The following is a 22,824-nucleotide window of genomic DNA, read 5'->3' on the forward strand; positions in this document are numbered from 1 at the left end:
ATGGTTGCGCTCAAGCGATTTCGTCATTCCGGCCCGTCCTTCTCCGACCTGCTGCCCTATGCGGCCCTGGTCGATAACGGTACGCTCTTGCTCAAGGACGGGAGCCTGATGGCCGGCTGGTATTTCGCCGGTCCGGATAGCGAAAGCTCGACCGATTTCGAGCGCAACGAGGTCAGCCGCCAGATCAATGCCATTCTCGCCCGCCTCGGATCGGGCTGGATGATCCAGGTCGAGGCCGTGCGCGTGCCGGCGACGGCCTATCCGACACGGGAAAACTGCCACTTCCCCGACAAGGTGAGCGCGCTGATCGATGAGGAGCGGCGCAAGCGTTTCGAGGCGGCGGACGGGCACTATGAGAGCCAGCATGCCATCATCCTGACCTATCGCGAACCGGAGAAACGCAAGTCCGGCCTCGTCAAATATGTCTATTCCGACGATGAGTCCCGCGCGACAACCTTTGCCGATCGCGCGCTCGATCACTTCCGGCGTTCGATCCGCGAATTCGAGCAGTATATGGCAAACGTCGTCTCGATCCGGCGCATGGTCACACAGGAGACCGAGGAACGCGGCGGAACCCGTATCGCCAAATATGACGATCTGCTGCAGTTCGCCCGCTTCTGCATTGTCGGCGAAAACCATCCGGTCCGCCTGCCCGACATTCCGATGTATCTCGATTTCGTCGTCACGGCCGAATTCCACCACGGTCTCTCGCCGCTGGTCGACAACCGCTATCTGGCGGTCGTGGCAATCGACGGTTTTCCGGCCGAGAGCTGGCCAGGCATTCTCAACTCTCTGGATCTGATGCCGCTCACCTATCGCTGGTCGAGCCGCTTCGTTTTTCTCGATCCGATCGAGGCCCGCCAAAGGCTCGAGCGCACGCGCAAAAAGTGGCTGCAAAAGGTGCGGCCGTTCATGGACCAGCTATTCCAGACCAATTCGGGCGCGATCGACCAGGACGCTGCGCTGATGGTGGCGGAGACCGAGGACGCCATTGCCGAGACCAATTCACAGCTTGTCGCCTATGGCTACTATACGCCGGTCATCGTCATGTTCGATGACAACGAGGCGCGTCTTCGCGAAAAGACCGAAGGCGTGCGCCGGCTGATCCAGGCCGAAGGCTTTGCCGCGCGCATTGAAACGCTGAACGCCACCGAGGCTTTCCTTGGGAGCTTGCCCGGCAGCTGGTACGCCAACATCCGCGAACCGCTGATCAATACCCGCAACCTTGCCGATCTGGTGCCGCTCAACTCGGTCTGGTCGGGCTCGCCGGTTGCACCGTGCCCGTTCTATCCCGATGGCTCACCGCCGCTGATGCAGGTCGCAAGCGGATCATCGCCGTTCCGTCTGAACCTCCATTCGGGCGACGTGGGCCATACCCTGATCTTCGGTCCCACCGGATCGGGCAAGTCGACGCTTCTGGCCCTGATCGCGGCACAGTTCCGCCGTTACGGCCGCGCGCAGCTCTTTGCTTTCGACAAGGGCAAGTCGATGTACCCGCTGACGGTGGCTGTTGGCGGCGATCATTACGATGTCGGGGCAGGGGAGGCGCTGACCTTCTGCCCGCTTTCCCAACTTGAGGATGATGGCGACAAGGCCTGGGCGGCCGGATGGCTGGAAACCCTTGTCGAACTGCAGGGTGTGAAGGTGACGCCCGACCATCGCAATGCGATCGCCAAGCAAATCGAGCTCATGGCCGCATCGTCCCGCCGGTCGCTCTCCGATTTCGTGTCGGGCGTGCAGATGCGGGAGATCAAGGACGCACTGCGCCACTACACCGTCGACGGTCCCATGGGGCATCTGCTCGATGCCGAGGAGGATGGCCTGACCCTCTCGGATTTCCAGACATTCGAGGTCGAGGAATTGATGAACCTCGGCGACCGCAATCTCGTGCCGGTCCTGCTCTACCTGTTCCGTCGCATCGAAAAGCGCCTGACCGGCGCTCCCAGCCTCATCATCCTCGACGAAGCCTGGCTGATGCTCGGCCATCCAGCCTTCCGCGAGAAGATCCGCGAATGGCTGAAGGTGCTGCGCAAGGCCAATTGCGCCGTCGTCTTGGCAACGCAGTCGATTTCTGACGCGGAAAAGTCCGGCATCATCGACGCGCTCAAGGAAAGCTGCCCGACCAAGATTTGCCTGCCTAATGGCGCGGCGCGCGAAAGCGGCACGCGCGAGTTCTATGAGCGCATCGGCTTCAACGAGCGGCAAATCGAGATCGTCGCCACCGCTCTGCCCAAGCGCGAATATTACGTCGCCTCGCCTGACGGCCGACGATTGTTCGACATGGCCCTCGGGCCGATGACCCTGTCTTTCATCGGCGCGTCCGGAAAGGACGACATCAAGCGCATCGATGAGCTGCGCGTCCACCACGGCGACGAATGGCCCGTCCACTGGCTCAAGCAAAGAGGTATCGAAAATGCCGAAGCTCTTCTTGCGTAGTTCGCTCGCAAGCGTCCTGATCGCTGTCAGCCTTGCGGCGCCGGCCCAAGCCAGCGGAGCGCTCACCGGCGCGACCGAGTTCACGCAGATCCTCAACAATGGGGAACTGATCGCGCTCGGCGGGCAGAATGCCGAGCAGATCGCAAATCAGGTGACGCAGATCTCCAACCAGGTGGAGCAGATCGCCAACCAGATCCGCATCTACGAGAACATGCTGCAGAACACTATGCAGCTTCCGGATCACGTGTGGGGGCAGGCGCAACAAGACCTCGCCAGCCTGCAAGGCATTGTGCAGCAGGGGCAGGGCATGGCCTTCTCGATGGGCAACCTCGACGATGTGCTCAAGCAGCGTTTTCAGAGCTATGCCGATTTCAAGAACGGTCTTCCGAACGGGCAGGATTTCTCGTCGAGCTATCAGTCCTGGTCGGACACCAACCGTGACACCATCGGTGGAACGCTGGCGGCGGCTGGCCTCACGGCCGATCTGTTCTCAACCGAAGAATCCACCATGGCGCAACTACGCTCCCAATCGGAGTCGGCTGATGGCCAGATGAAGGCCTTGCAGGTCGGGCATCAGATCGCGACCCAACAGGTCGAGCAGATGCAGAAGCTTCGCGGCCTCGTTTCTCAGCAGATGACGATGATGGGCACCTGGTATCAGTCGGAGCAGGCTGAAAAGGATCTCGCTCAGGCTCGCCGCGACGCATTTTTCGGCTCTACGGCTCCGTCCACCTCCGGCGGCCAACAAATGCAGCCTCGGTGGTGACCCATGGCAACGCTCAAACTCCCCATCGTCGTCGTGATCGCGATCGTTGCCGCCCTTGCAGGCGGCGCGGCGTCCTATGTGTTCATCACGAACACCGATCCAGAAACGAAGGCGCTCCTCCAGCGCCAGGTCGAACTTGCCGAGCAAGAAGCGGCGGCACGCGAGGAAGCCGCCGAGCGGGCAAAGGACTTTTTCAACGCCAATCCCGACGACTACCCCACGTCGGGAGGCCAACAGATGGCCCCCCGCTGGGGCGACAACTGAAGGCCTGAGTCATGCGCGCTTCGATGCTTTTGAGATTGGCTGGACTGGTGATCGCCGCGCTTGCCATGGTCGATCCGGCCTTTGCGCAGGACGGTTCGATCCTGACCGATCTCGAAAACCAGGTCGCCAGCGCATCGCAGGGCTGGCAGGACACCGTCATCAATGCGGCAACCTCGCTGTTCTGGATACTGGCCGGCATAGAAGTGGGTATCGCGGCGATCTGGCTCGCGATCCAGGCTCCGTCGCTCGACACATGGTTTGCAGAGCTTGTGCGGAGAATCCTCTTCATCGGCTTCTTCCTCTTTGTTCTGCAGCAGGGTCCGGACTTGGCCAAGTCGGTTGTCGATAGCCTGTTTCAGCTCGGCGCGGATGGTGGTTCGGCTTCGCCGGCCGACGTCTTCAATGCCGGCGTCAAAGTGGCATCCGAACTTTCAGAAAACGCCCGGTTCGGTCTTTGGGAGGACAATGCCCTCGCCATGGCCTCGGTCTTCGCGATGATCGTCGTTGTCATCTGCTTTGCCCTCGTAGCGGCGATCTTCGTGGCCGTGCTGGTCGAAATGTACGTCGGTCTGCTCGCCGGCATGATCATGCTTGGCCTTGGCGGCTCGTCCTTTACCAAGGATTTCGCGGTCCGGTACCTCGTCTATGCCTTCTCAGTCGGCATGAAGCTGATGGGCCTCGTGATGATCGCGCGCATCGGCTCCGAGGTGCTGATCGGCCTTTCGAACGATACGGCTTCCGACGATCAATTCCTCACTACCCTGACGATCGCGGGCATTTCGGTCGTCGTCTTCATGATCTCCATGTACGTGCCGAACATCATTCAGGGCGTCGTCCAAGGCGTTTCCGTCGGCAATGGCATGGAAGCCATCCGCAGCGGTGGCCAGATTACCGGCTTCGCGGCGGTCGGTGCTGGCATGGCGGCCGGCGGCGCCGGCGTCGTCAAAGGTGGGATGGCTGCCGCCTCGGCGGCATCGCAAGCCGGCGCATCGCGTGGCGCGGCTGCAATGGCCGGGTTGAGAGCCGCGGGTGGCGCGGTCGGCTCTGCGGCGACCGACAAGCTGATGGGGATCCCCGGCGCCAGGATGGGTTCGACCCTCGGCCTCGCCAACGAAAAGCTGCGGCAAGGCAACAATCCGGGCACCAGTTCGAGAAGTTCAAACAAAAAGATGGACGCCGACTCGTGAGGTCGGCCGGCCGTATCGATCAGGCGAGGCTAGATGGCGAAGCGCAAATACCCCGACAATCCGTATCTGGCCGCCCGCTATGAGTGGAACGAGCGCTACGGCAGCTATATGCGCGCGGCCTCGGCCTGGCGCACCGTCGGCCTGCTTTCGATGAGCATGGCGGTGATCGGGTTCGGCTATGCCCTCTATCAGTCCACACAAGTCAAGCTTGTTCCTTATGTGGTCGAGGTAGACAAGCTCGGGGCGGCTGTCCTGGCCGGCTTCCCCGCGCAGATCGAATATGCCGACGAGCGCGTTGTGCGCTCGATGCTCGGCGCATGGGTGTCGAACTTCCGGTCGATCACTCCGGATGCCACTGTCCAGAAGGGCTATATCGATCGCACCTACGCGATGCTGAAACAGCAGGACCCGGCGACCGAGAAGGTCAACAACTGGTTCCGCAACAACTCACCCTTCGATCGCGCGCGCACCATGACGGTCTCGATCGAGGTCAACAACGTCGTCGCCCTCTCGAACCAGAGCTACCAGGTCGACTGGAGCGAGATCGAGCGCGACCGCGCGGGCAAGGAACTGCGCACCCGCCGCTTTCGCGGCATCGCCACCGTCACCCTTTCGCCGCCCCAGGACGAGGCGGTCATTCGTCTGAACCCGATCGGCCTCTACCTCAAGGATTTCGATTGGACGGCCCAGCTTTGAGAAACGCTCGCGGAGTCAGAGTAATGTTCAACCTCAAGAAAATGCACGCGGGCGTGTGTGCGGCAACCCTGTTGCTGGGTACGTTCGCCCTCAATGTCGCCGTTGCGGCCGATCAGCAGGGCCTCAGCAGCAACGAAGCGCGGGGGACCGGCCTTTCCACTCAGTGGCAGGGCACGGCCGCGGTAATGACGCGCGGGCCGGACGGCAAGGTCATTTACCTCTACGGCCAAACGCAGCCCTCCGTCGTTTGCTCGCCTCTCCAGCTTTGCGAAATCGAACTGCAGGCCGGTGAAGCCGTGCGTGACGTGCTGGTGGGCGACACGGTTCGCTGGAAGGTCGAGCCGGCAACCTCGGGCTCGGCCGAAGGCCAGAAAATCCACCTGATCGTCAAGCCTTCGGAGCCCGGGCTCGAGACCTCCATGGTGGTGACGACATCGCGGCGCACCTACCACATCCGGCTCAGGTCACATCATCGCGACTACATGGCCCGCGTTGCCTTCGAGTATCCCGAAGACGTGCAGGCCAAGTTCGATGCCCTCAACGCGCGCGTCGAGGCGAGCATCATTCCCGGCGCCGGCATCCCGGCCGAAAACCTGAGCTTCAATTTCGCTATCAGCGGGCAAGCCCGTTGGCGCCCGACCCGCGTCTACACCGATGGCGTCAAAACCTACATCCAGTTCCCCGGCCAGATGATGAGCGGCGATGCACCGGTGCTGTTCGTCGTATCGGGCGGCGAAAACCGCATCGTCAACTACCGGCTCAACGGCACGATGATGATCGTCGACTATGTGTTCGATCGCGCCGTGCTCCTTTCCGGCGTCGGCTCCCGCCAGCAGAAGATCACCATTTCGAGGAAGGGCTGACCATGCGCGCCATCCACCGACTTTCCCATGTTCTGGCACTCGTTCTTCTCACAGGTGCAACGAGCGCATGCACCACCACGGGCGGGGGATACTTCACGCCGACCGTGAGTGCCGATGCCGCCAATCTCTCGCCGGTCGCAGCCTCGGCCGTCGCCGGCGACATGGTCGCCAAGCTCGCCGAGCATGTCGGCCCGGGCACCGGCACGATCGTCATCAAACCCGACGATTCCGCCTTCGGCCTGGCGCTCGAAGAGTCGCTGCGCGGCTGGGGCTATGCCGTCGCCTCGAACCAGGAGGCTCCCGGCGACAATATGATCCCGCTAGCCTATGTCCTCGACACGTTCGAGGGCGCGGTCATGACCCGGATTTCGACACCCTCGGTCGAATTGACCCGCACCTATGCGATGTCGGCGACCGGCGCCACGCCGACAAGCCCGCTTTCCGTGATGCAGCGTGTGAGCTGAGGGGAGGGCCCATGAGTTCGCTCGATCTTTCCCCCGGCGCCGAAGGCGGCGACGAGAAGCCCAGGATCCGGCGCCTGAACAAGCTGCCGGTCTTTCTCTTCATCGGCCTGGTCGTCCTTTTCTTCGGCGTTATCATTTGGGGGTTGTCAATCCGAGGGCTCAACCGGAGCGGCGGCGCGATCGATACTTCGACCGGCGCACCGGCAACCGATTTCGCTGACCAGCTCAAGCGCGGCGTTTCGGATGGCGTGATCGAGGAGCCGCGCCCCGCGCAGCAGATTCAGGTGGTGCAGCCCGTCGAGGAAACGGAACAAGAGCCGCAGTCCACCAATCCTTTCCAGCGCCAGCCGACAACACCGCAACAGCAACAGGCAACGCCGGTTGAAAGCGAGGTCGACTGGCGCGTGCGGCTGCAAAGGGAACAGGACGAGCAGATGTTTCGCTTGCTGCATCAGCAGCGTATGGCCCGGCTCCAGGCCGACGATGCCGCCTATGACAGCCCGATCGCGGTCAATATCGGCAACGTTGGGCAAGCGGCACAAGCGGAAACGCCACAGGCGACGACAGGGCAGGGGGCGCTTGGCGATCGCGCCGGCATGGCCGATCTCTATGCGGCCGCGCTGCGCGCCGGCGGCGCCGGGCAACAAGCCGATCCGAACAACCAGGCCGGCAAGACCGACTTCTTCAATCAGAACATCGCCGATCTCGGCTATCTGCCGAACCGCGTCGTGCCGCAGCAGTCGCCCTTTGAGCTCAAACGCGGTTCGGTAATCCCGGCAACGCTTGTGACCGGCATCAACTCCGACCTTCCTGGCCGCATCACCGCTCAGGTCAGCCAGAACGTCTACGACAGTGCCACCGGCCACCGGCTGTTGGTGCCGCAAGGGGCCAAACTCTTCGGCCGATACGATTCCAACGTCTCGTTCGGGCAAAGTCGCGTGCTGGTGATCTGGACCGATCTCATTTTCCCGAATGGATCGACACTGCAGATCGGCGGCATGGCCGGCGTCGACGCGCAAGGCTATGGCGGCTTCCGCGACCAGGTCGACAACAAATACCTGCAGACCTTCGGCTCGGCGATTCTCATCGCCTTGATCGGTACCGGCATCGACATGGCCGTGCCGGAAAGCTCGACGCTTGCGACGCAGGATACCGCCTCGGATGCAGCGCGGCGGAATTTCGCGGAAAGCTTCGGCCGGGTCGCGGACCAAACCATCTCCCGCAATCTCAATGTCCAGCCGACCCTCACCATCCGCCCGGGCTATGGGTTCAACATCATTGTCGAGCAGGACATCATTTTCCCGGGAGCCTATCGCTGATGGCTGAGCTGTTTTCGCTCGCCCGCAATGCCGCCGCGACGGTTGCGGTTGCAGTGCTTCTGGCTGGTTGTCTCGTGCCGGAAACCATCGACGCCAACATCGTGCTCGATGGCAGTTCATTGATGAAGGCGCGGTCACCGGCATTCATCGCGCCGATCGGCCGGCCGAGCTGGTCGGCGATGGCCCCACGGGCTGCGAGGCCATTTGGATAAGCGGTCTCTATTGCGGGTTCCGGAAACGGTGTCCGCCGTACACTCAGCCCAGCCGTGGTCGGGGGCAGCGAAGGCAATGGACGATCCCCGCCGGTGACCGCGGCGCGGGGGAGCCCAAGTTGGTCTGCCAGGCGCACCACCTTGTCGAGCCGCTCTTCGAGCTTGCTCTTCTGGTATTTGCGATAGCGAAAGAGGGGAACCGCCCCGCGCGAAGGTTGGAATGGACCGAAGCGCTTGCCCTCATGCTCGACGAACAGTTCCTGATCGAACAGGCCCCAGAGCAAGGTCACCGTTTCGCCGGCAAGTTCGGGCTCGACCTCATAGGATGCGCCTTCGACCGATACGGTCGCGTCTCCAGCAACCGTCCGTCGTTCCGGTTCGCGCGCAAAGGCGCAGAACCGCTCCCAGGAGCACATCGCCCGCACCCCGTCAGGAGGAAGATGCCGCAGCCAATCCTCGATGCGTGCATGAGACTCTGTGCGATGGTCGCCGTTATTGTAGGTGACCAAGGCGCGCCTGAGCCAAAGGTTGGCTTCCTCTTCGTCCTTCGGCTTGTGGAAATGATAGAGGGTCTCGTGCACTTCCTTGATCGTGCGAAACGGCCGCTCGACCTTGCCTTTCGCTCGCGCCGGCGTGCGCCGCTCGCTGTCCGACGGGGGCATATGCGTGAGAACCCGGACACCAAGGCTACCCATGACGGACTGGAAAACGCGCGAGCGGCTCACCGGCCCGTTATCCATATGGATGGTCGTTGGAATCCCCTGAAGCGGCAGTTCCGGTTCAGGCTTGGCGGCGAAGGCATTGTAGAGAAAGCGCAAGGCGGACTCCGCGTCCTCGCCGTAGACGGAGCGGTATTCCTGATAGCTCGCGCCGGAGCGATCATCGACCACGGAGAACAGCATCAGCGTCGGCCGGCCGCGCCCTTCCTCGACCCAAAGCGGCGCTTCCACCTGCTTCAGGTCGGACGGGCTCATGTCGAAGTGCCAGAGTTCGTTGGAACGCCGCGCCTGGAATCGGACGGCAGCCACCGGGCGGGTGACGCGCGCATAATCCAGGCCGGAAACACGCAGCAGCCGATCGACCGTTGCGCGTTTCAAGATGCCGGGCGGTGCACGGACCAGGCCATCGGGCGTCACCACGCCGTCTTCCTCAAGCAGCTTGATGGCGCGCGCCGTGGAGATATGCCGCCCCTTCCGGTTCGCCGTTCTGATCTTCAGGGCCGCGATGATTTCGGCATAGGTTTCCATCTCCGGCTGCGGGGCGATCCGGGAGGTTCCGTGATCGGCGCGCCGTACGGATTTCGGGCGGTTCAACTCCCGCAGCGCCCGATACAGGGTCCAGATCGAGATGCCGTAGGCATCGGCGGCACGAGCAACAATCTCGGTACGGCCTGGATCACGGGGAGAAAGCAGCGACAATCGGCGTCGAAGATCGACAAGAGCCTCTCCGGGCGGCCGCTTTCTCCGCTCAGCCATGGACGTCCTCGGATTCCACTGTTTTGGGAGAGCCACCCTTCTTGCCGATATGACGATAGAGGGTTGCAACAGAAACCCCCATGCGCTGCGCAATATTGCGTACCGGTATGCTGCCTTCCTTCATCAGGGCGCGCGCCGCGGCAATATCGCCCGGGCGCATCGCGGGCGGGCGGCCACCCTTGCGGCCACGTTGCCGCGCCTCGACCAGTCCAGCCGTCGTGCGTTCGCGGATCAGAGCACGTTCGAACTGGGCGATCGCACCGAAGACATGGAAGGTCAGCATGCCGCCCGGCGTCGTCGTATCAATGCTCTCGGTCAAGGACACGAGCCCGATCTTCGCGCGCTCCAACTCTTCCGCCGTCGCGATGAGCTTCTTTAGCGATCGCGCCAACCGATCGAGTTTCCAGACAACGAGCGTGTCACCAGTGCGAAGCACGTCGGAGAGAATTCGGCCCAATTCCGGGCGGTCATCGCGAGCGCCTGACCCGCGCTCGGTAAACACCTTCTCGCAACCGGCGCGTCTCAGCGCCTCAAGCTGAAGCTCCGGATTTTGATCGATCGTGCTGACCCTGGCGTACCCGACCCGCATAGCCATCCAAATGTTCTTGAAAGTCGTTGGACACATAGCATTTTGCGACAACCGTTTCTATAACAGTTTTGAGAAGATTCCATCGCGCCATTCAAGGGGCGTGACGGCATGCGCTATGGCATGCTCAAAAACCCTCGTTTATGACAAACGATCCATGGAAACCAACTATGTGTCTGACGGCCGAATATTCGCGACATGGAGCAGGGAACCTTACGCATCGAAAATCGGGCGGTCCCCGATCTTGTCCCCCTTGTATGGGATACTCCGGGAATTGAGGCGGCGATACCAAAGGATGCGGTCGGCCAGGCCGTTACCATGTTCGAGCCGCAGGAATGCGCCAACTACTTCAAATCTTGCGGATATGACCCCGAGTAATGTGGACGTGCTCTAGGTCACCCAGAGGGGCGCTCGCATCGAGTATAACCTTAAGCGCGATTGCTTCCGGTGAACCATCCTCCATATGTACGGGATGTACAGCCCACACAGACTTTTCGAGAACCACATTCTCAACAGAAACCTCATAAAGCCTACCCGACGCGAGCTCATCGAGGACAGTGCTCCTCATCACGATCGAAATGCCGAGACCAGCTCGAACTGCATGCTTCACAGCCTCAGTGCTCCCGACATTGAATGAGATTGGGAATTGCTCTGCCGCTTGGCCGAAGGCCTCGCGGAGCACGGATCCGGTACCGGTTCCACGTTCTCCGCCAATGAGGGACTCTTGAAATAACTCTGCCGCTTCAATTGTTTTTCGCGTCCTCCAATTATGCTGTGGGGATACGATTATTACCAGCTTTTCCTTCCGCCAAAGGCGGGCTTGATATCCTTTTCGATCGTCCCACCATTCGGTAAAGGCTAGATCAATCTCCTTCCTCAAGAGCTTTTCGATGATTTCAGGATTTGAGGCAACGGCCACCTCAGGTGGCCGGCCTTGAGCATCCTGTAAACGCTTCAAGTGGACTGGCAAAATATAGGTACCGATGTTAGTACTGGCACCCAACGTAATCCGGCCGCTGTGCAGGCGGTCCAGAGATCTCTTCGTGACGGTCAAAAGGCTGCGTGCGAATGGCAAGAATACGAGCCCTTGCCGAGTCGGCACACACTTGTCCTTCCTCCTCTCGACCAGCCGCACCCCTAGTATATCCTCCAATCGTTTCACATTATGTGAGACAGTCGGTTGGGATATCTGAAGCCGTCGCGACGCCTCGTGAAAGCTGCCAGTTTCGATTACCTCTATGAATGCTGCGACATGCGAAAGGCTAAACATTACTTTCTCTAATCAAGGAATTAGTTGAACCTCGTTAATTGCCGCACGAGGTCTTCGGCCTTGGACAAAATCTATAATGTTGTCAGCAGCCTCGTGCTCGATAGCCAAACGCGACTTCGCCACTGCTGAGCCTATGTGGGGTGTCAAGATCGAATCATGTTCGCGATTGAGGAGACCCCCGTGGACCTTGTCAGGCCGGTCGGGTCTGGCCCAGTCCTCCATCTCATAAACATCAGCGGCGTAGCCTCCCAAGCGCCCCGCCTGCAATGCAGCGACAACAGCCTCTTCATCAACCACGCTTCCGCGTGCAGGATTAATAAGAAGTGCTCCTTTGGGCATTTTGGCGAGTTGTTCAGCGCCGAGGAGATGCTTCGTTTCGGCCGAAAGCGGGAGTGCACACACAAGAAAGGTAGACGACGAGATCAACTGGTCAAATTCAAGAGGCTTTACGTTCAGTCTGATCTCATCGGCTTTGTCCAGGGATTGACGATCCCAGTACGACACAATGGCGCCGAAGGTACTTAGGCGCTGTGCTATAGCTTTTCCGATCGCTCCCATCCCTAAAATGCCGATTGCTGTGCCCTGCAGCCCAAGGCCGTAAAACCGAGGGCGCCAACCTTTGTAATCCCTCCTGACGCTCTTGTCGCCTGGCAGAATGTGCCGCCCAAGAGCAATCATCAGACCGATTGTAAGTTCGGCTGTCGGGTCAGTGAGAAGATCGGACACTATCGTGACGTGGACTCCACGCTGCGTGCAGGCTTCGATGTCGAAGTTATCGAAGCCTTTCAGCGCACATGCCACAAGTTGAAGATCGGGAGCGTGCGCGAGTACAGACGCGTCGATCATGTCCGGCATGAACGCCATCATCGCCTTGGCGTCGCTCAATTCTGCGAGCAGTTTCTCGCGGGGCCATGTATCATCAGTATCGTTGCAAACTAAACGAGCGTGGGGAGATAGCTTTGAGATAATCTCCTCGTGGACGCGATGGGTGATTACTACCTTTGGGAGCATTTAATTTATCCTTCTATTGCAGCTGGCGGCGGAGGAGAGCGCCGACCTGGTCAACGATGGTGACCATCAGAAGGACAACGAGCATGATCGCAAGAACCTCCTGATAATTCATGATCCGGAGGGATGTCATCAACTCGAAACCGATACCACCAGCTCCCACAGTGCCCAGGATTGTCGAGGCGCGGAAGTTGTACTCCCACCGATAGATGGTCACATCGGCCAATTGCGGTAGAACTTGTGGCAAGATCGCCCGCGTCACGATCTGGAACGGCGACGCACCAGCTGCGCGTGCGGCTTCTATAGGCGCATTATCGCAATGCTCGATCGCCTCCGCAAAGAACTTGCCCACCATGCCAACCGAGTGAAGACCAAGAGCCAGCACGCCTGGGAGCGCTCCAAATCCCACTGCCGCCACGAAGACGATGCCCATAATCAGCTCCGGGATCGACCGTAGACCATTCAACAATCCACGCGAGATCATATAGATGACAGCGTTGGGTGCTGTTTTCCCTGAGGCGAAAAAGCCAACTGGAAGTGATATCAGTACCGCGATCGCAGTCCCAGCTATACTCATCGCCAGAGTGTCGATGAGAGGGCTGATCCACTCCAAGCCTCGGTTGAAATCCGGGGGAAACATTTCCGTACCGAGCTGCCAGAGCGCAGGAAACCCAGATCCCAGACGCTCCAGATCAAGAAGACCGGAGTGATAACTGCTAACAATGATCACACACGCAATTGCCAACGCGATCACGCCAGCTCTGGTCCAAGCTTTGTTTTGATGTTGAAGGATAGAGTCGTAGTCGGCCGACGGCTGTGTCATCACATATCCTGGAAGAAAGGACGCAGGCCAGCGCCTGCGTCGAAAGGTGAGAAACTGTCTCGAACGCGCCTTACTGACTCAGGTCCAAGTTCAGCACTTTACCGAGCTCACGGACGACGTCGTAGGCTTTGTCATCGATCGGAGCGAACCCATCGGCTTTGAAGGATGCCAATACCTTTTCGTCTTTAAGGTCGATGAAGGCTTTGGTGATCGCCTCTTTCAACGAAGTGTCAAGATCCGACCGCATGGTCCAGGGGTACTGCGGGAACGGATCGGACTCGGCGAGGGCGATAACTTTCTTAGGATCAATGGTGCCACGAGCGACCATTGAATTGTAGATGGGCAACGAAAGTCCGCCAATCTGAGCATTGCCATTCTGCACTGCAATAGCCACGGCATCATGCGACCCTACGAAGTTCTCGCTATAGTCTTTTCCAGCCTCAACTCCGGCCTTAAGCAGCATAGATTTCGGGATAAGGTGGCTTGAGGTGGAAGCCACGTCCCCAAACGCGACCTTTTTCCCTTTTGCATCTTCAAGGCTTTCGATGCCAGCCTCTGCATTGGCGACAACTACAGCGCGATAGGTAGTTTCGCCATCCTTCATAAGTGCTGCGAAAGGCTCGATATCAGCCTTGGTTTTCGCGAGCGTGTAAGAGAGCGGCCCGAAATAAGCCAACTCAAGCCGGCCGAAACGCATCGCTTCGATCATTGACGAGTAGTCGGTCGTTACGATCAGTTCAATCTCCCGACCGAGTGTCTTCTCAAGATACTCCTCGAGAGGACGATTGTTTTTGATGACAGTGGCGGCGTTCTCGTCCGGTAGCAACGCGACGCGCAATGTCTCTGGATTTGAGCCAGCATGCGCCAACGAACTCCAGCCAAGAACGGCGAGGAATGCGAGGGACAGAAGCTTCTTCATAATGCGGCCTCCATGGCAGCTAAAGGTTGATCATACTCGTAGTTGGACAAATCTTGTGTTGTGGTCGGATTTCTTGGGGCGCTGCGGTAGATCGACGCACACATTTGATCGGTCAGTTCGTCGACAGCGGCGTCCGCAACCACTTCCCCGTCGCGCATAGCAATGACCCGGTCGCCGAACCGGCGAGCTAGATCGATCTGATGAAGGCTGATCACAGCAGTGATGCCGTCGGCTGTGCATATTTCGCGAAGCTGCGACAGGACCTCGACAGCCGTTTCAGGGTCCAGACTTGCAACGGGCTCATCTGCAAGGACCAGTTGGGGCTTCTGGACCAGCGCGCGCGCAATGCCCACCCGTTGCTGCTGACCGCCGGATAGTTGATCCGCCCTGACGAGAGCCTTATCAAGAAGGCCTACGCGTTCAAGGCATTCCAACCCCAGCCTTCGATCCGAACGCGGCATAGGGAACAACGTACGCCAGCCAGAGTGGTAGCCCAGGCGGCCCGTCATGACGTTGTCGAGCGCGCTCAAGCGCCCTATGAGTTGGTGCTGCTGGAATATCATCCCAGTTCGCCTTCGGTGAATGCGAAGCTTAGTTTCCGCATCCAGAGCACCAATATCGTTAGAAGTGATCGAACCAGACGTCGGCGCAACCAAGCCGTTGAGTGTCCGGATGAGGGTAGATTTGCCTGCGCCGGATCTACCGAGGAGCACGACGAACTGACCCTGGTTGAACGTCAATGTCGTTGTCTTCAAAGCTTGGGTGCCGTTGGCATAGGTCACGGCAACTCCGTTCAGAGCCAGCATCACAATAATCCTGATCGTTAGTGGTGCATCGATTGAATATTTGCATCACTATGGGCGACATATGACGTCCGTTTATCAGGCTCGTGAAACTTCAATGACAGCACTTAAACTCAGCTCTACCTCCTCGCGTAGCTGCGATGGAGAAATTTCACCCAGAGCCGCCTGATCATGACGGCCCGGTCCCAATTCTACACCACCTTGACGGATGCTATCCCATATTCGGCCAGATAAACCGGCCCTTCTCCAGCCGCCGGGTAAAAAGGCAGGCGCCCAGACCATCATGCCAGATGATCTTCAAAATATCCGATCTGCGGCCCCTGAAGACGAAGAGATGCCCTGACAACGGATCATGCTGCAGAACCTCCTGCACCCGAAGCGCCAAGGAGGGAAAGCCACAGCGCATGTCCGTATATCCGCGCCTTCCTGGCGGGCACCCTTGATCCCGAATATTCCCGTCAGCTGACCGAGCAACTACGACAGGCAGGCGTCCCGGTTTGACCATGCCGTCGCTGGCAATTAATCTGAGCACGTGGCGGATGTTTGCAAGCAGACCCGGATGTTTGCGAGCACATTGGCAAAGAGCGTGAGCACGACGCCCGCTCCATTGTCAGATAATTCGAGCAGAAAATGCCGATGTTTGCGAGCAGAGGCGCTTATGTTGGCAAGCCGCTACAGATATCGGCGACGACGAAACCCTTGTACTGGTCGAGCCCCTGCGACATGTCGAAGAGATTGTCGTTACGGCTGACATTGCGCACGGCGCACTTCACGCCTGAGGCCTGCTTGATCTCCATTTCCATCCGGGCAACCGGCGGCTTGCTCGCCGATATCTGGATCGATTCCAGATAGAGGTAAGCGTTCGTGCCGCTGAGGCCCTTCACGGTGATTCCGCGCACCGCAATTTTCTTGACCAGCTTCTGATTGTAGGCGTCGATCGCGTCGAGCCGGTAAACCTTGTTGTGTTCGGTCTTGTGGGTCGCCGAATAGCGCAAGATCATCAGGGGATTGAACCCCGCCAACGAGTCCAGCGTTTTCGCGCCTTCCATCTTCTGCGGCTCGTCGAGGATCATGATCGGCCGGTTGCTCTTGATCACGTCGATGGGACGCCGGGACTGAAAGTCGTCCAGTTCCTCATAAATGCGGCGCGCATCCTTGCCGGTCGCATTGAACGCCTGGACGTTTATAATCATGACGTTGATACCGGCGTCCGACGAAAAGCTCTCCAGATTGTGAAGCTCTTTGGAATTGTAGATGAAGAAGCGTGCGCGCTTGCCGTATTCCTCTAAGAAATGTTCGGCGGTGATCTCGAAGGATTTATCGACGCCTTCGCGGATGGCGATGCTGGGCACGACGACGATGAACTTGCTCCAGCCGAACCGCTTGTTCAGCTCGAACATGGTCTTTATGTAGCAATAGGTCTTGCCGGTGCCCGTCTCCATCTCGATATCGAGATTGATCGGGCAGACCTTTGTGTTAACCAGCGCCGATGACAGGGGAAGATTCTGCCGCTGTTGAATCGTGTGCAGGTTCTCCAGAATCTTCGATGCCGGAATGGCAATGTCGGCGTTCTTGAATCCCTCCACCTCCAGATCGGAGATTGTCTGTCCGCTGGCGTCCACCGAACGCCCAGGGTCGACGCGGTATTTGATGCCCGCGCTGCTGGGCTGCCCGGCGAAACAATCGGCGACGGCCTCAACAGCGTCGGTCTGGAAGGGCTGTTTCTTGAATTTGAGCTTCATGCCTGCCTGCCCCTCAGATCGATTTCACATCGGTCTCGGGAGACAGAAGCTTGAATATCTGTTCGACATTGATCTTGACAGCGTCGCTGGCAAAACCGTTATCACGGAAGACGACGCGCATCGGATGCCGCGCTGCGATTTCCTTGACCAGGTCCTCGGACACACCCTGATCGAAACAGGCAGCCAGGGCATCTTCGTCAACAAAATAGACCGTCTTGCCCGCGATCGTCTCCTTGCTGATTGGCAGGGAAAGATCGACACCCCAATCCAGCAACACCTGAAACAGCAAGTCCTCGGCGGTCCGCCCTTCATGAATGTTGTCTACTTGCGAAAGCAGGTCGTCCTTCTGCACTGCGTCGGGTGAATAGTACACATCCCGCATGTTTGCCGTATCAACTTTCAACACCCGAAATCCAACATCCACGCCCCCCTCTGGTTATGCTCGATCTCCATTATTTCGGCACCTGCACGACGGATGCGCTCTTTGCTTATCTCTGCAATCGTGAGCGGCTTGTCGATGGATTGAAGAAACGTTATTGCTCTTTGAATTGTTTGCCTTGCGGCGGGACTTGTTGCGGTCTGCACATCTAGCGTCTCCGGAATCTGCACCATGATAAACCTACGGCTTCCGCCATCCGCTTTGTTTAACTCCATCACTGCGTGCGCAGTCGAGCTAGACCCTGCAAAAAAGTCTAAGACGATAGCATCCCTGGTCCCTTGCAAGCAGTAAGATATAACATCAGCCAGGATCAAATGGTCCTTGGGGTTGTTAAAGATGACTTCCCCAAAGAGTTTCTTCAAAACCCCAGACGCGGCGCGGCCATCCTTATAAATAACGGGCGTTTTGACAATAGAGTCGACTTCAAAGAGGTGGCTTTTCTTCAAGGGTATGGTTGTTTCGTCGGAACCGAATAGCACTTCATCATTTTTGATGCGTTCAAGCATAACTGGTTCAGTCGCGCCCCACCCTCGTGAGGGTTTCTTAACCGGCTTCTTTGTTACCGGGTGGAATATTTCGTAATCTGGGATGCTCGTGCTTGCGGACGAGATATCCGCCCCAAAGAACAAGCCACGGTCATCCGATCGATAGAAATGGGCCAGCTTTTTTGCCGGATCATCATCCTCCAAGTTTGAATAAAATACACGCATTGCGCTCTCGATAGCAGCATGGTTTCCCTTTAGCTCGCGCTTGATTTCCTCGTATCTATCGAGAATTCCATCGATGCCATCTTTCTTCTCTCGCCATTTTCCACGCTCAGCTAAAGCGGCCTTATTCCTTGCAAAGGCAATCATATACTCGGCGCTGTCAGAGAAGAATGTAGAGTCATTTTTTCTGCCCTTCTCCCAAGTGAGTACAGATATTCTGTTGTCCTCGCCGAATACCTCTCCTACAAGGCCGATAAGATTTTTCAGCTCTTCTTGTCCAATTGAAATAAGCATCACGCCATCATCGGTAAGAAGGTTCCTGGCGAGCCGCACCCTAGCGTACATCATGCTCATCCAGTCCGAATGAAAGCGTCCATTACTCTCAAAGTTAGAAACAAGGCGATTTCCACCGATGTCAACCTGGAGAGACCTCTTTAGAAATTCATCAGTCGTCTCTGCAAAATCGTCGTCATAGATGAAATCTGATCCTGTATTGTATGGTGGATCAATATATATGATCTTTATCCTGTTGAGATAGCTCTCCTGGAGCAGCTTCAGCGCATCGAGGTTATCGCCCTCAATAAATAGATTCTCGGTTCCCTCAAAATCTACACTCTCCTCACGGTACGGCCGTAGCGTCTTCGCAATGGGCGCATTCGCTGTCAGCAACGCCTCACGCTTTCCTGGCCATGTCAGTTGATAGCGTTCACGCGGCCCATCGACGATGTGGTCAGAAAGCTCCTGCCGAAGCTGATCAAAATCGATGGCCCTGACCAACTTGCCATTCTCGTTGGCGGTCTCCGTCACGCATGAGGGAAACAGCGCCGCCAGCCTGTCGATGTTTTCGGCCGTCAAATCCGGCGAATGAAGTTTCAGCTTTTGCATTATGCCCCCGCGCAATTCACATATTTACTTTGGTCATCTGGTCAATATCACTCTTTATTGACCGCATTTTCGCATTCAATTCAACTTTTCTGTTGAATTGCTTTTCATTCCGCAACTTTGATTCCATCTTCGCATATTCCGCTTCCATGCTCCGGACACGGGCAATCCGCTCGACCTGGTCCTTCAGGCTCTCGCCGCGTCGCGCAGGTTCGGCGATGAGCGCGCGAACCATCTGCTCGTACAGCCCGGCGAGATCAAGCGCGACGGGCAGCGGTTTTCGGGATGTACCGACCGGCTGCCAGCCCGTGCCGTAATAGTCGCCGATCACCCATTTTGATGAGTCGGCCTCATTCGGCCGCTTATAGGTGGCGACCGCCTTGACCTTGTCGCCATAGGTCAGCTCAAACAGGATCGGGAACGGAATCGCCTTGTCGATGGCGCGCAGGACGTTCTCGTCCAGCGTGACAGATTTAAGCGCGATCTCGAAAATCTGAATCTCCGGCACGCCGGGCTTTGCCGCCAGGCGGATGGTTTCCGGCGCGAGCTTGTAGCGCCAGACGATCTGGCCGACCTGAGAGACAAACAAGCCGCGCAATTTCGTGCCCGGACTGGCATGGGCGTAAAACTTGTTCTTCGGCAGAACGCGGCCGAAGGCGGCTTTGGCCGGATAGTCAAAGAGCGCGTCGGTCATGACGCCTCCTGCACGACGACGAAAGCGATCAGCTCAAAATCGTCGAGACCCGCGATCGAATCAACGAGGGCGGTGGTTCTGTGACCGGAGAACAGGCTGTCGATATCCTTGTCCGCCTTCAGGTCGATCATCGAACGGATGGCGTCGCCCAGCAGGCTTGAATAGGCCTGCATGTCGCGACCGTCCTGGGTGCTGCGGTTGAAGATGCGGCACACCTCTATGACCGGTTCGGAGCGGCCCTTGCAGGCCGTCCGCAGGAGGTCGAGCAGCTTCTTGACCTCCATGTGATTGATGATGACCTCACCATCCCGGCCGACATAGATCAGATAGTACGGATGCAGCCGGTTCTGCTGGTTGATGTTGACGCCGTGATTGCGGTTGCGCAGCGCGAACATCACCCCCGGCGGCAAACCCTTATCCGGCGCGGCCGGGACGACCGCGTGCATGCCGTTTGGAACGCCGGCCAGGTCGCCGGCGACCTTGACGTAGTTCAGCAAGTCCATGCGGAATTCGTTCAGGCCAAGGTCGGTGATCGACACGCCAGTCTTCAAATCCTCGAGCTCAATGACCTCTTCCTGAAGACGGCGGAGCTGTTCCTTGCGATAGGAAACATCGTTGGCTTTCGCGCTTAGGACATTGTCGTCGCCGGTGGCGGTCACGTCGGCGATGATCATGCGGTTTTCGACGCGTTCACGCAGATTGATGTATTCGTCGAGCGTGATGTCGGGCCAGTAATTGACGAGTTGGATGACGGCGTTCTTCGAGCCGATAGGTCCACGCGACCAAAACGCTGGATAATGCGGACCGGATTCCAGTGGATGTCGTAATTGATTACCATGTCGCAATCCTGAAGGTTCTGGCCCTCGGATATGCAGTCCGTACCGATCAGGATGTCGATTTCTACGGGCTCCTTCGGCAGAATGGCGGCCTTCTCCTTGGAAATCGGAGAGAACAGCGTCAGCAGTGTCTGGAAATCGTAGCCCTTGCCGATGGTGGATTTGGGCGCATCGCTGCCTGTCACCTTGCCGGTATGCAACGCGCGGCGTGCCAGCAGCTCAGGCGCGATATTGTCGTAGAGATAGTTGGCGGTGTCGGCGAAGGCAGTAAACAACAGGATTTTGCGATTGCCCGGATTGATCGGCGCGGAGAGCTTCTTCTCGATCTGGCCCTTGAGATGCTGGAGTTTTGCGTCATCCCCCGGGGTGATCTTGTGCATCTCACTGAGCAAGCCGTCGATGACGAAAAGATCGGCCTTCAGGTCATGCTCCCATGACGGCAAGTCCATGTCGGCCAAATTGACCTTGACCTTGCCTCCAATCTCCTGATCGTCGGGATCGGGCAGCTCGTCATCGTCCGGTTCGGCGTCCTCATAGGCTCTAGCAATGTCCATGAAGCCGGGGTCTTTGCCGGTCTTGCGGAATCCGTCGATCTTCTCCAGCGTGCGCTTGTGGTTGTCTGCCAGCTTGTTCAGGGTGATGCGGAACGCCTCGACCGAGCTTTCCAGCCGCTTCAGCAAATTCACAGTCATAAGGGCCTGAAGGCTGCGCTCGCGGTCAGCCTGGCGGAGTGTGCCGGCGCCGCTCTTCACTTCGGTATCATACAGCTCAGCATATCTTCCGATGCGGCTGGGCAGGATGTAGCTGACCGGCGCATAGACAGCCAGTTTGAGCATGGTCAGGCGGTCGAATATCTCATTGAGGCCGATCACGTCGGTACGGCCGGTCAGCGGGCAATGGAATGAGATGGGCTTCAGCCGCTCGGGGAATTTGCCGACTTCCTCGGTGCTGTAGAAGGTCTGAATATGCTTGCGGGACCGGGCGATAGTGACGCTGTCCAGCAACTCAAAGAAATCGAAATCGAGGGCGTTCAGGATCGCCGCTGCCGTCCGTTCCTCCGGCGGCAGTTTCGACCACATATTGAAGGTGGCCTGAGCGCGGCGGAATATTTCCTCGATGTTTTTCTCGATGCGCAGCTTGTCGCTGAGATTCTCGGACTCGCCCTCATAGGCAAGGGCAAGCTGGTTGCGCAGATCGGTGAAACGGTTGTTGACCGGCGTAGCCGATAGCATCAGCACCTTGGTCTTCACGCCATCCTTGATGACGGCGTTCATGAGTCTCTGATAGCGCGTCTCCCTGTCCTTGAAGGCGTCATTGTTCCGGAAATTGTGCGACTCGTCGATGACGACCAGATCGTAGTTGCCCCAGTTGATCCGGTTCAGCGGCGTGCCGAAGGACTCGCCGGATGTGCGCTGCAAATCGGTGTGGCACAGCACATCGTAGTTGAAGCGGTCTTTGGCCAGGATGTTGGTTTTCAGGTTGCGGTTATAGTTCAGCCAGTTGTCTGCGAGCTTCTTCGGGCACAGCACCAGCACCGAGCGGTTGCGCAGTTCGTAGTATTTGATGACGGCAAGCGCTGAAAAGGTTTTGCCGAGGCCGACGCTGTCGGCAAGGATGCAGCCGTTATAGGTTTCAAGCTTGTTGATGATGCCGGTCGCCGCATCTTTCTGGAAATTGTAGAGCTTGTTCCAGATGACGCTGTCCTTGTAGCCGGTCAGGTCGTTGGGCAGGACATCGTCGCTGATACTCTCCAGGAACTCGTTGAATATATTGTAGAGGATCAGGAAATAGACGCGCTCCGGGGAATTCTCCTGATAGACGGAAGCGATATGGTCGCAGAGATATGAGGTTACGTCCTCAAGCTTTTCGGGGTCGTTCCAGATTTGCTCGAAAAGGCTGAGGTAAGTGGCGGTGGCGGAGGTTTCGTCAAGCCGGTTAACCAGATTGGATACGGCGTCGCCCTTCTGATATCCGAGATCGACTGCGGTAAAGCCGTGTAGCGGCAAATAGACAACGCTCTCGCTGCTGTTGCTGACGCAGGCAAATTGCTGCATCGGAGCCTTGCCGCGATTGGAGCTGAATTTGGCCTTGCGGCGCATCCAGTCCGCACATTCCTTGGCGATGGCGCGCTGGGTCAGCTTGTTCTTGAGCTGGATTTCAAACTCGCTGCCGTAGAAGGATCGCTCGCGCTCGCTCTTGGGAATCTGGAACTCCCGGTGTTCCTTCCGCAGATTGTCTGTGACCTCCGACGGCAGGAAGGCGGGTGATGTGAATATGAATTCCAGGGAGTCGATCTGCTCAAGCTGGGCCTTCAGGGCTTCAAACGCATAGATAGAAAAACAAGAGGCAGCGATCTTCAGGCGCGATCCCCTCGTGATCGTTTGCTTCAGGTCGTCGCCTAGCAGGGAATTTATGTTGTCAACTATTTGCATG

At 58.1% G+C, this 22,824-nt stretch carries 22 protein-coding genes; 8 read left to right on the top strand and 14 right to left on the bottom strand.

Annotation, left to right across the window (positions count from 1 at the left end):
* Genes PZ895_RS11055 through trbI form a run of 8 tightly spaced genes read left to right on the top strand, consistent with a single transcriptional unit; the run spans position 1 to position 7,995 of the window.
* Positions 1-2,436: a conjugal transfer protein TrbE gene (locus tag PZ895_RS11055; protein WP_275839061.1), complete on the top strand. Its 2,436-nt coding sequence runs from the start codon at positions 1-3 to the stop codon at positions 2,434-2,436.
* Entirely contained in the window at positions 2,414-3,202 is a 789-nt protein-coding gene (trbJ, locus tag PZ895_RS11060; RefSeq protein ID WP_275839062.1) for a P-type conjugative transfer protein TrbJ, read from the top strand. Before PZ895_RS11055 ends, trbJ begins: the two co-directional genes overlap by 23 nt.
* 3 nt (positions 3,203-3,205) lie before the next feature.
* On the top strand, positions 3,206-3,466 hold the full coding sequence (locus tag PZ895_RS11065; RefSeq protein WP_275839063.1) for a DUF2749 domain-containing protein: 261 nt from the start codon (positions 3,206-3,208) through the stop codon (positions 3,464-3,466).
* A gap of 11 nt (positions 3,467-3,477) precedes the next feature.
* Positions 3,478-4,653, top strand: coding sequence for a P-type conjugative transfer protein TrbL (trbL, locus tag PZ895_RS11070; RefSeq protein ID WP_275839064.1), 1,176 nt, complete (start codon positions 3,478-3,480; stop codon positions 4,651-4,653).
* 33 nt (positions 4,654-4,686) lie between these two features.
* Positions 4,687-5,349 (top strand): conjugal transfer protein TrbF, encoded by a 663-nt coding sequence (gene trbF, locus PZ895_RS11075; RefSeq protein WP_046110280.1) that lies wholly within the window; start codon positions 4,687-4,689, stop codon positions 5,347-5,349.
* Between the two features lie 41 nt (positions 5,350-5,390).
* Complete coding sequence (trbG, locus tag PZ895_RS11080; RefSeq protein ID WP_275839081.1) at positions 5,391-6,212, top strand: P-type conjugative transfer protein TrbG; 822 nt, start codon at positions 5,391-5,393, stop codon at positions 6,210-6,212.
* A gap of 2 nt (positions 6,213-6,214) precedes the next feature.
* Positions 6,215-6,676 carry a conjugal transfer protein TrbH gene (gene trbH / locus PZ895_RS11085; protein ID WP_275839065.1) on the top strand — a complete coding sequence of 154 codons (462 nt, stop codon included), beginning with the start codon at positions 6,215-6,217 and terminating at the stop codon, positions 6,674-6,676.
* Between the two features lie 11 nt (positions 6,677-6,687).
* Entirely contained in the window at positions 6,688-7,995 is a 1,308-nt protein-coding gene (trbI, locus tag PZ895_RS11090; protein WP_275839066.1) for an IncP-type conjugal transfer protein TrbI, read from the top strand.
* Here the strand turns inward: trbI and PZ895_RS11095 are convergent.
* From PZ895_RS11095 to PZ895_RS11160, 14 genes are all read right to left on the bottom strand, one after another.
* Complete coding sequence (locus PZ895_RS11095; RefSeq protein WP_345803526.1) at positions 7,970-9,682, bottom strand: IS481 family transposase; 1,713 nt, start codon at positions 9,680-9,682, stop codon at positions 7,970-7,972. The genes trbI and PZ895_RS11095 overlap by 26 nt on opposite strands.
* A complete protein-coding gene (locus PZ895_RS11100) occupies positions 9,675-10,271 on the bottom strand; it encodes a recombinase family protein (protein WP_024710158.1) in 597 nt (198 codons plus the stop codon). Before PZ895_RS11100 ends, PZ895_RS11095 begins: the two co-directional genes overlap by 8 nt.
* Before the next feature lie 346 nt (positions 10,272-10,617).
* On the bottom strand, positions 10,618-11,538 hold the full coding sequence (locus tag PZ895_RS11105) for a LysR family transcriptional regulator (protein ID WP_003501100.1): 921 nt from the start codon (positions 11,536-11,538) through the stop codon (positions 10,618-10,620).
* 12 nt (positions 11,539-11,550) lie between these two features.
* Positions 11,551-12,549 carry a phosphonate dehydrogenase gene (locus PZ895_RS11110; protein WP_003501101.1) on the bottom strand — a complete coding sequence of 333 codons (999 nt, stop codon included), beginning with the start codon at positions 12,547-12,549 and terminating at the stop codon, positions 11,551-11,553.
* A 13-nt stretch (positions 12,550-12,562) separates the two neighbouring features.
* Positions 12,563-13,369 carry a phosphonate ABC transporter, permease protein PhnE gene (phnE, locus tag PZ895_RS11115; protein WP_006473411.1) on the bottom strand — a complete coding sequence of 269 codons (807 nt, stop codon included), beginning with the start codon at positions 13,367-13,369 and terminating at the stop codon, positions 12,563-12,565.
* A 70-nt stretch (positions 13,370-13,439) separates the two neighbouring features.
* Complete coding sequence (gene phnD, locus PZ895_RS11120; RefSeq protein WP_003501103.1) at positions 13,440-14,288, bottom strand: phosphate/phosphite/phosphonate ABC transporter substrate-binding protein; 849 nt, start codon at positions 14,286-14,288, stop codon at positions 13,440-13,442.
* Positions 14,285-15,094 carry a phosphonate ABC transporter ATP-binding protein gene (gene phnC, locus PZ895_RS11125; protein ID WP_006473175.1) on the bottom strand — a complete coding sequence of 270 codons (810 nt, stop codon included), beginning with the start codon at positions 15,092-15,094 and terminating at the stop codon, positions 14,285-14,287. Before phnC ends, phnD begins: the two co-directional genes overlap by 4 nt.
* Positions 15,095-15,302: 208 nt before the next feature.
* Positions 15,303-15,596, bottom strand: coding sequence for an IS66 family insertion sequence element accessory protein TnpB (tnpB, locus tag PZ895_RS19365; protein WP_080600525.1), 294 nt, complete (start codon positions 15,594-15,596; stop codon positions 15,303-15,305).
* A gap of 151 nt (positions 15,597-15,747) precedes the next feature.
* The gene (locus tag PZ895_RS11135; protein WP_275839067.1) at positions 15,748-16,833 is read right to left on the bottom strand and encodes a DEAD/DEAH box helicase family protein; all 1,086 of its coding nucleotides are present in this window, start codon (positions 16,831-16,833) and stop codon (positions 15,748-15,750) included.
* A 13-nt stretch (positions 16,834-16,846) separates the two neighbouring features.
* Positions 16,847-17,236, bottom strand: coding sequence for a hypothetical protein (locus tag PZ895_RS11140; protein WP_275839068.1), 390 nt, complete (start codon positions 17,234-17,236; stop codon positions 16,847-16,849).
* On the bottom strand, positions 17,233-18,864 hold the full coding sequence (locus PZ895_RS11145) for a site-specific DNA-methyltransferase (protein ID WP_275839069.1): 1,632 nt from the start codon (positions 18,862-18,864) through the stop codon (positions 17,233-17,235). The genes PZ895_RS11140 and PZ895_RS11145 overlap by 4 nt, the downstream gene beginning before the upstream one ends.
* Positions 18,865-18,880: 16 nt before the next feature.
* Positions 18,881-19,555: a DUF4391 domain-containing protein gene (locus PZ895_RS11150; RefSeq protein WP_275839070.1), complete on the bottom strand. Its 675-nt coding sequence runs from the start codon at positions 19,553-19,555 to the stop codon at positions 18,881-18,883.
* The gene (locus PZ895_RS11155; protein ID WP_275839071.1) at positions 19,552-20,229 is read right to left on the bottom strand and encodes a hypothetical protein; all 678 of its coding nucleotides are present in this window, start codon (positions 20,227-20,229) and stop codon (positions 19,552-19,554) included. Before PZ895_RS11155 ends, PZ895_RS11150 begins: the two co-directional genes overlap by 4 nt.
* Positions 20,226-22,823 carry an SNF2-related protein gene (locus PZ895_RS11160; protein ID WP_275839072.1) on the bottom strand — a complete coding sequence of 866 codons (2,598 nt, stop codon included), beginning with the start codon at positions 22,821-22,823 and terminating at the stop codon, positions 20,226-20,228. The genes PZ895_RS11155 and PZ895_RS11160 overlap by 4 nt, the downstream gene beginning before the upstream one ends.
* Between the last annotated feature and the right edge of the window lies 1 nt (position 22,824).

Source organism: Mesorhizobium sp. YIM 152430 (genome assembly GCF_029210365.1).
GTDB lineage: Bacteria > Pseudomonadota > Alphaproteobacteria > Rhizobiales > Rhizobiaceae > Aliihoeflea.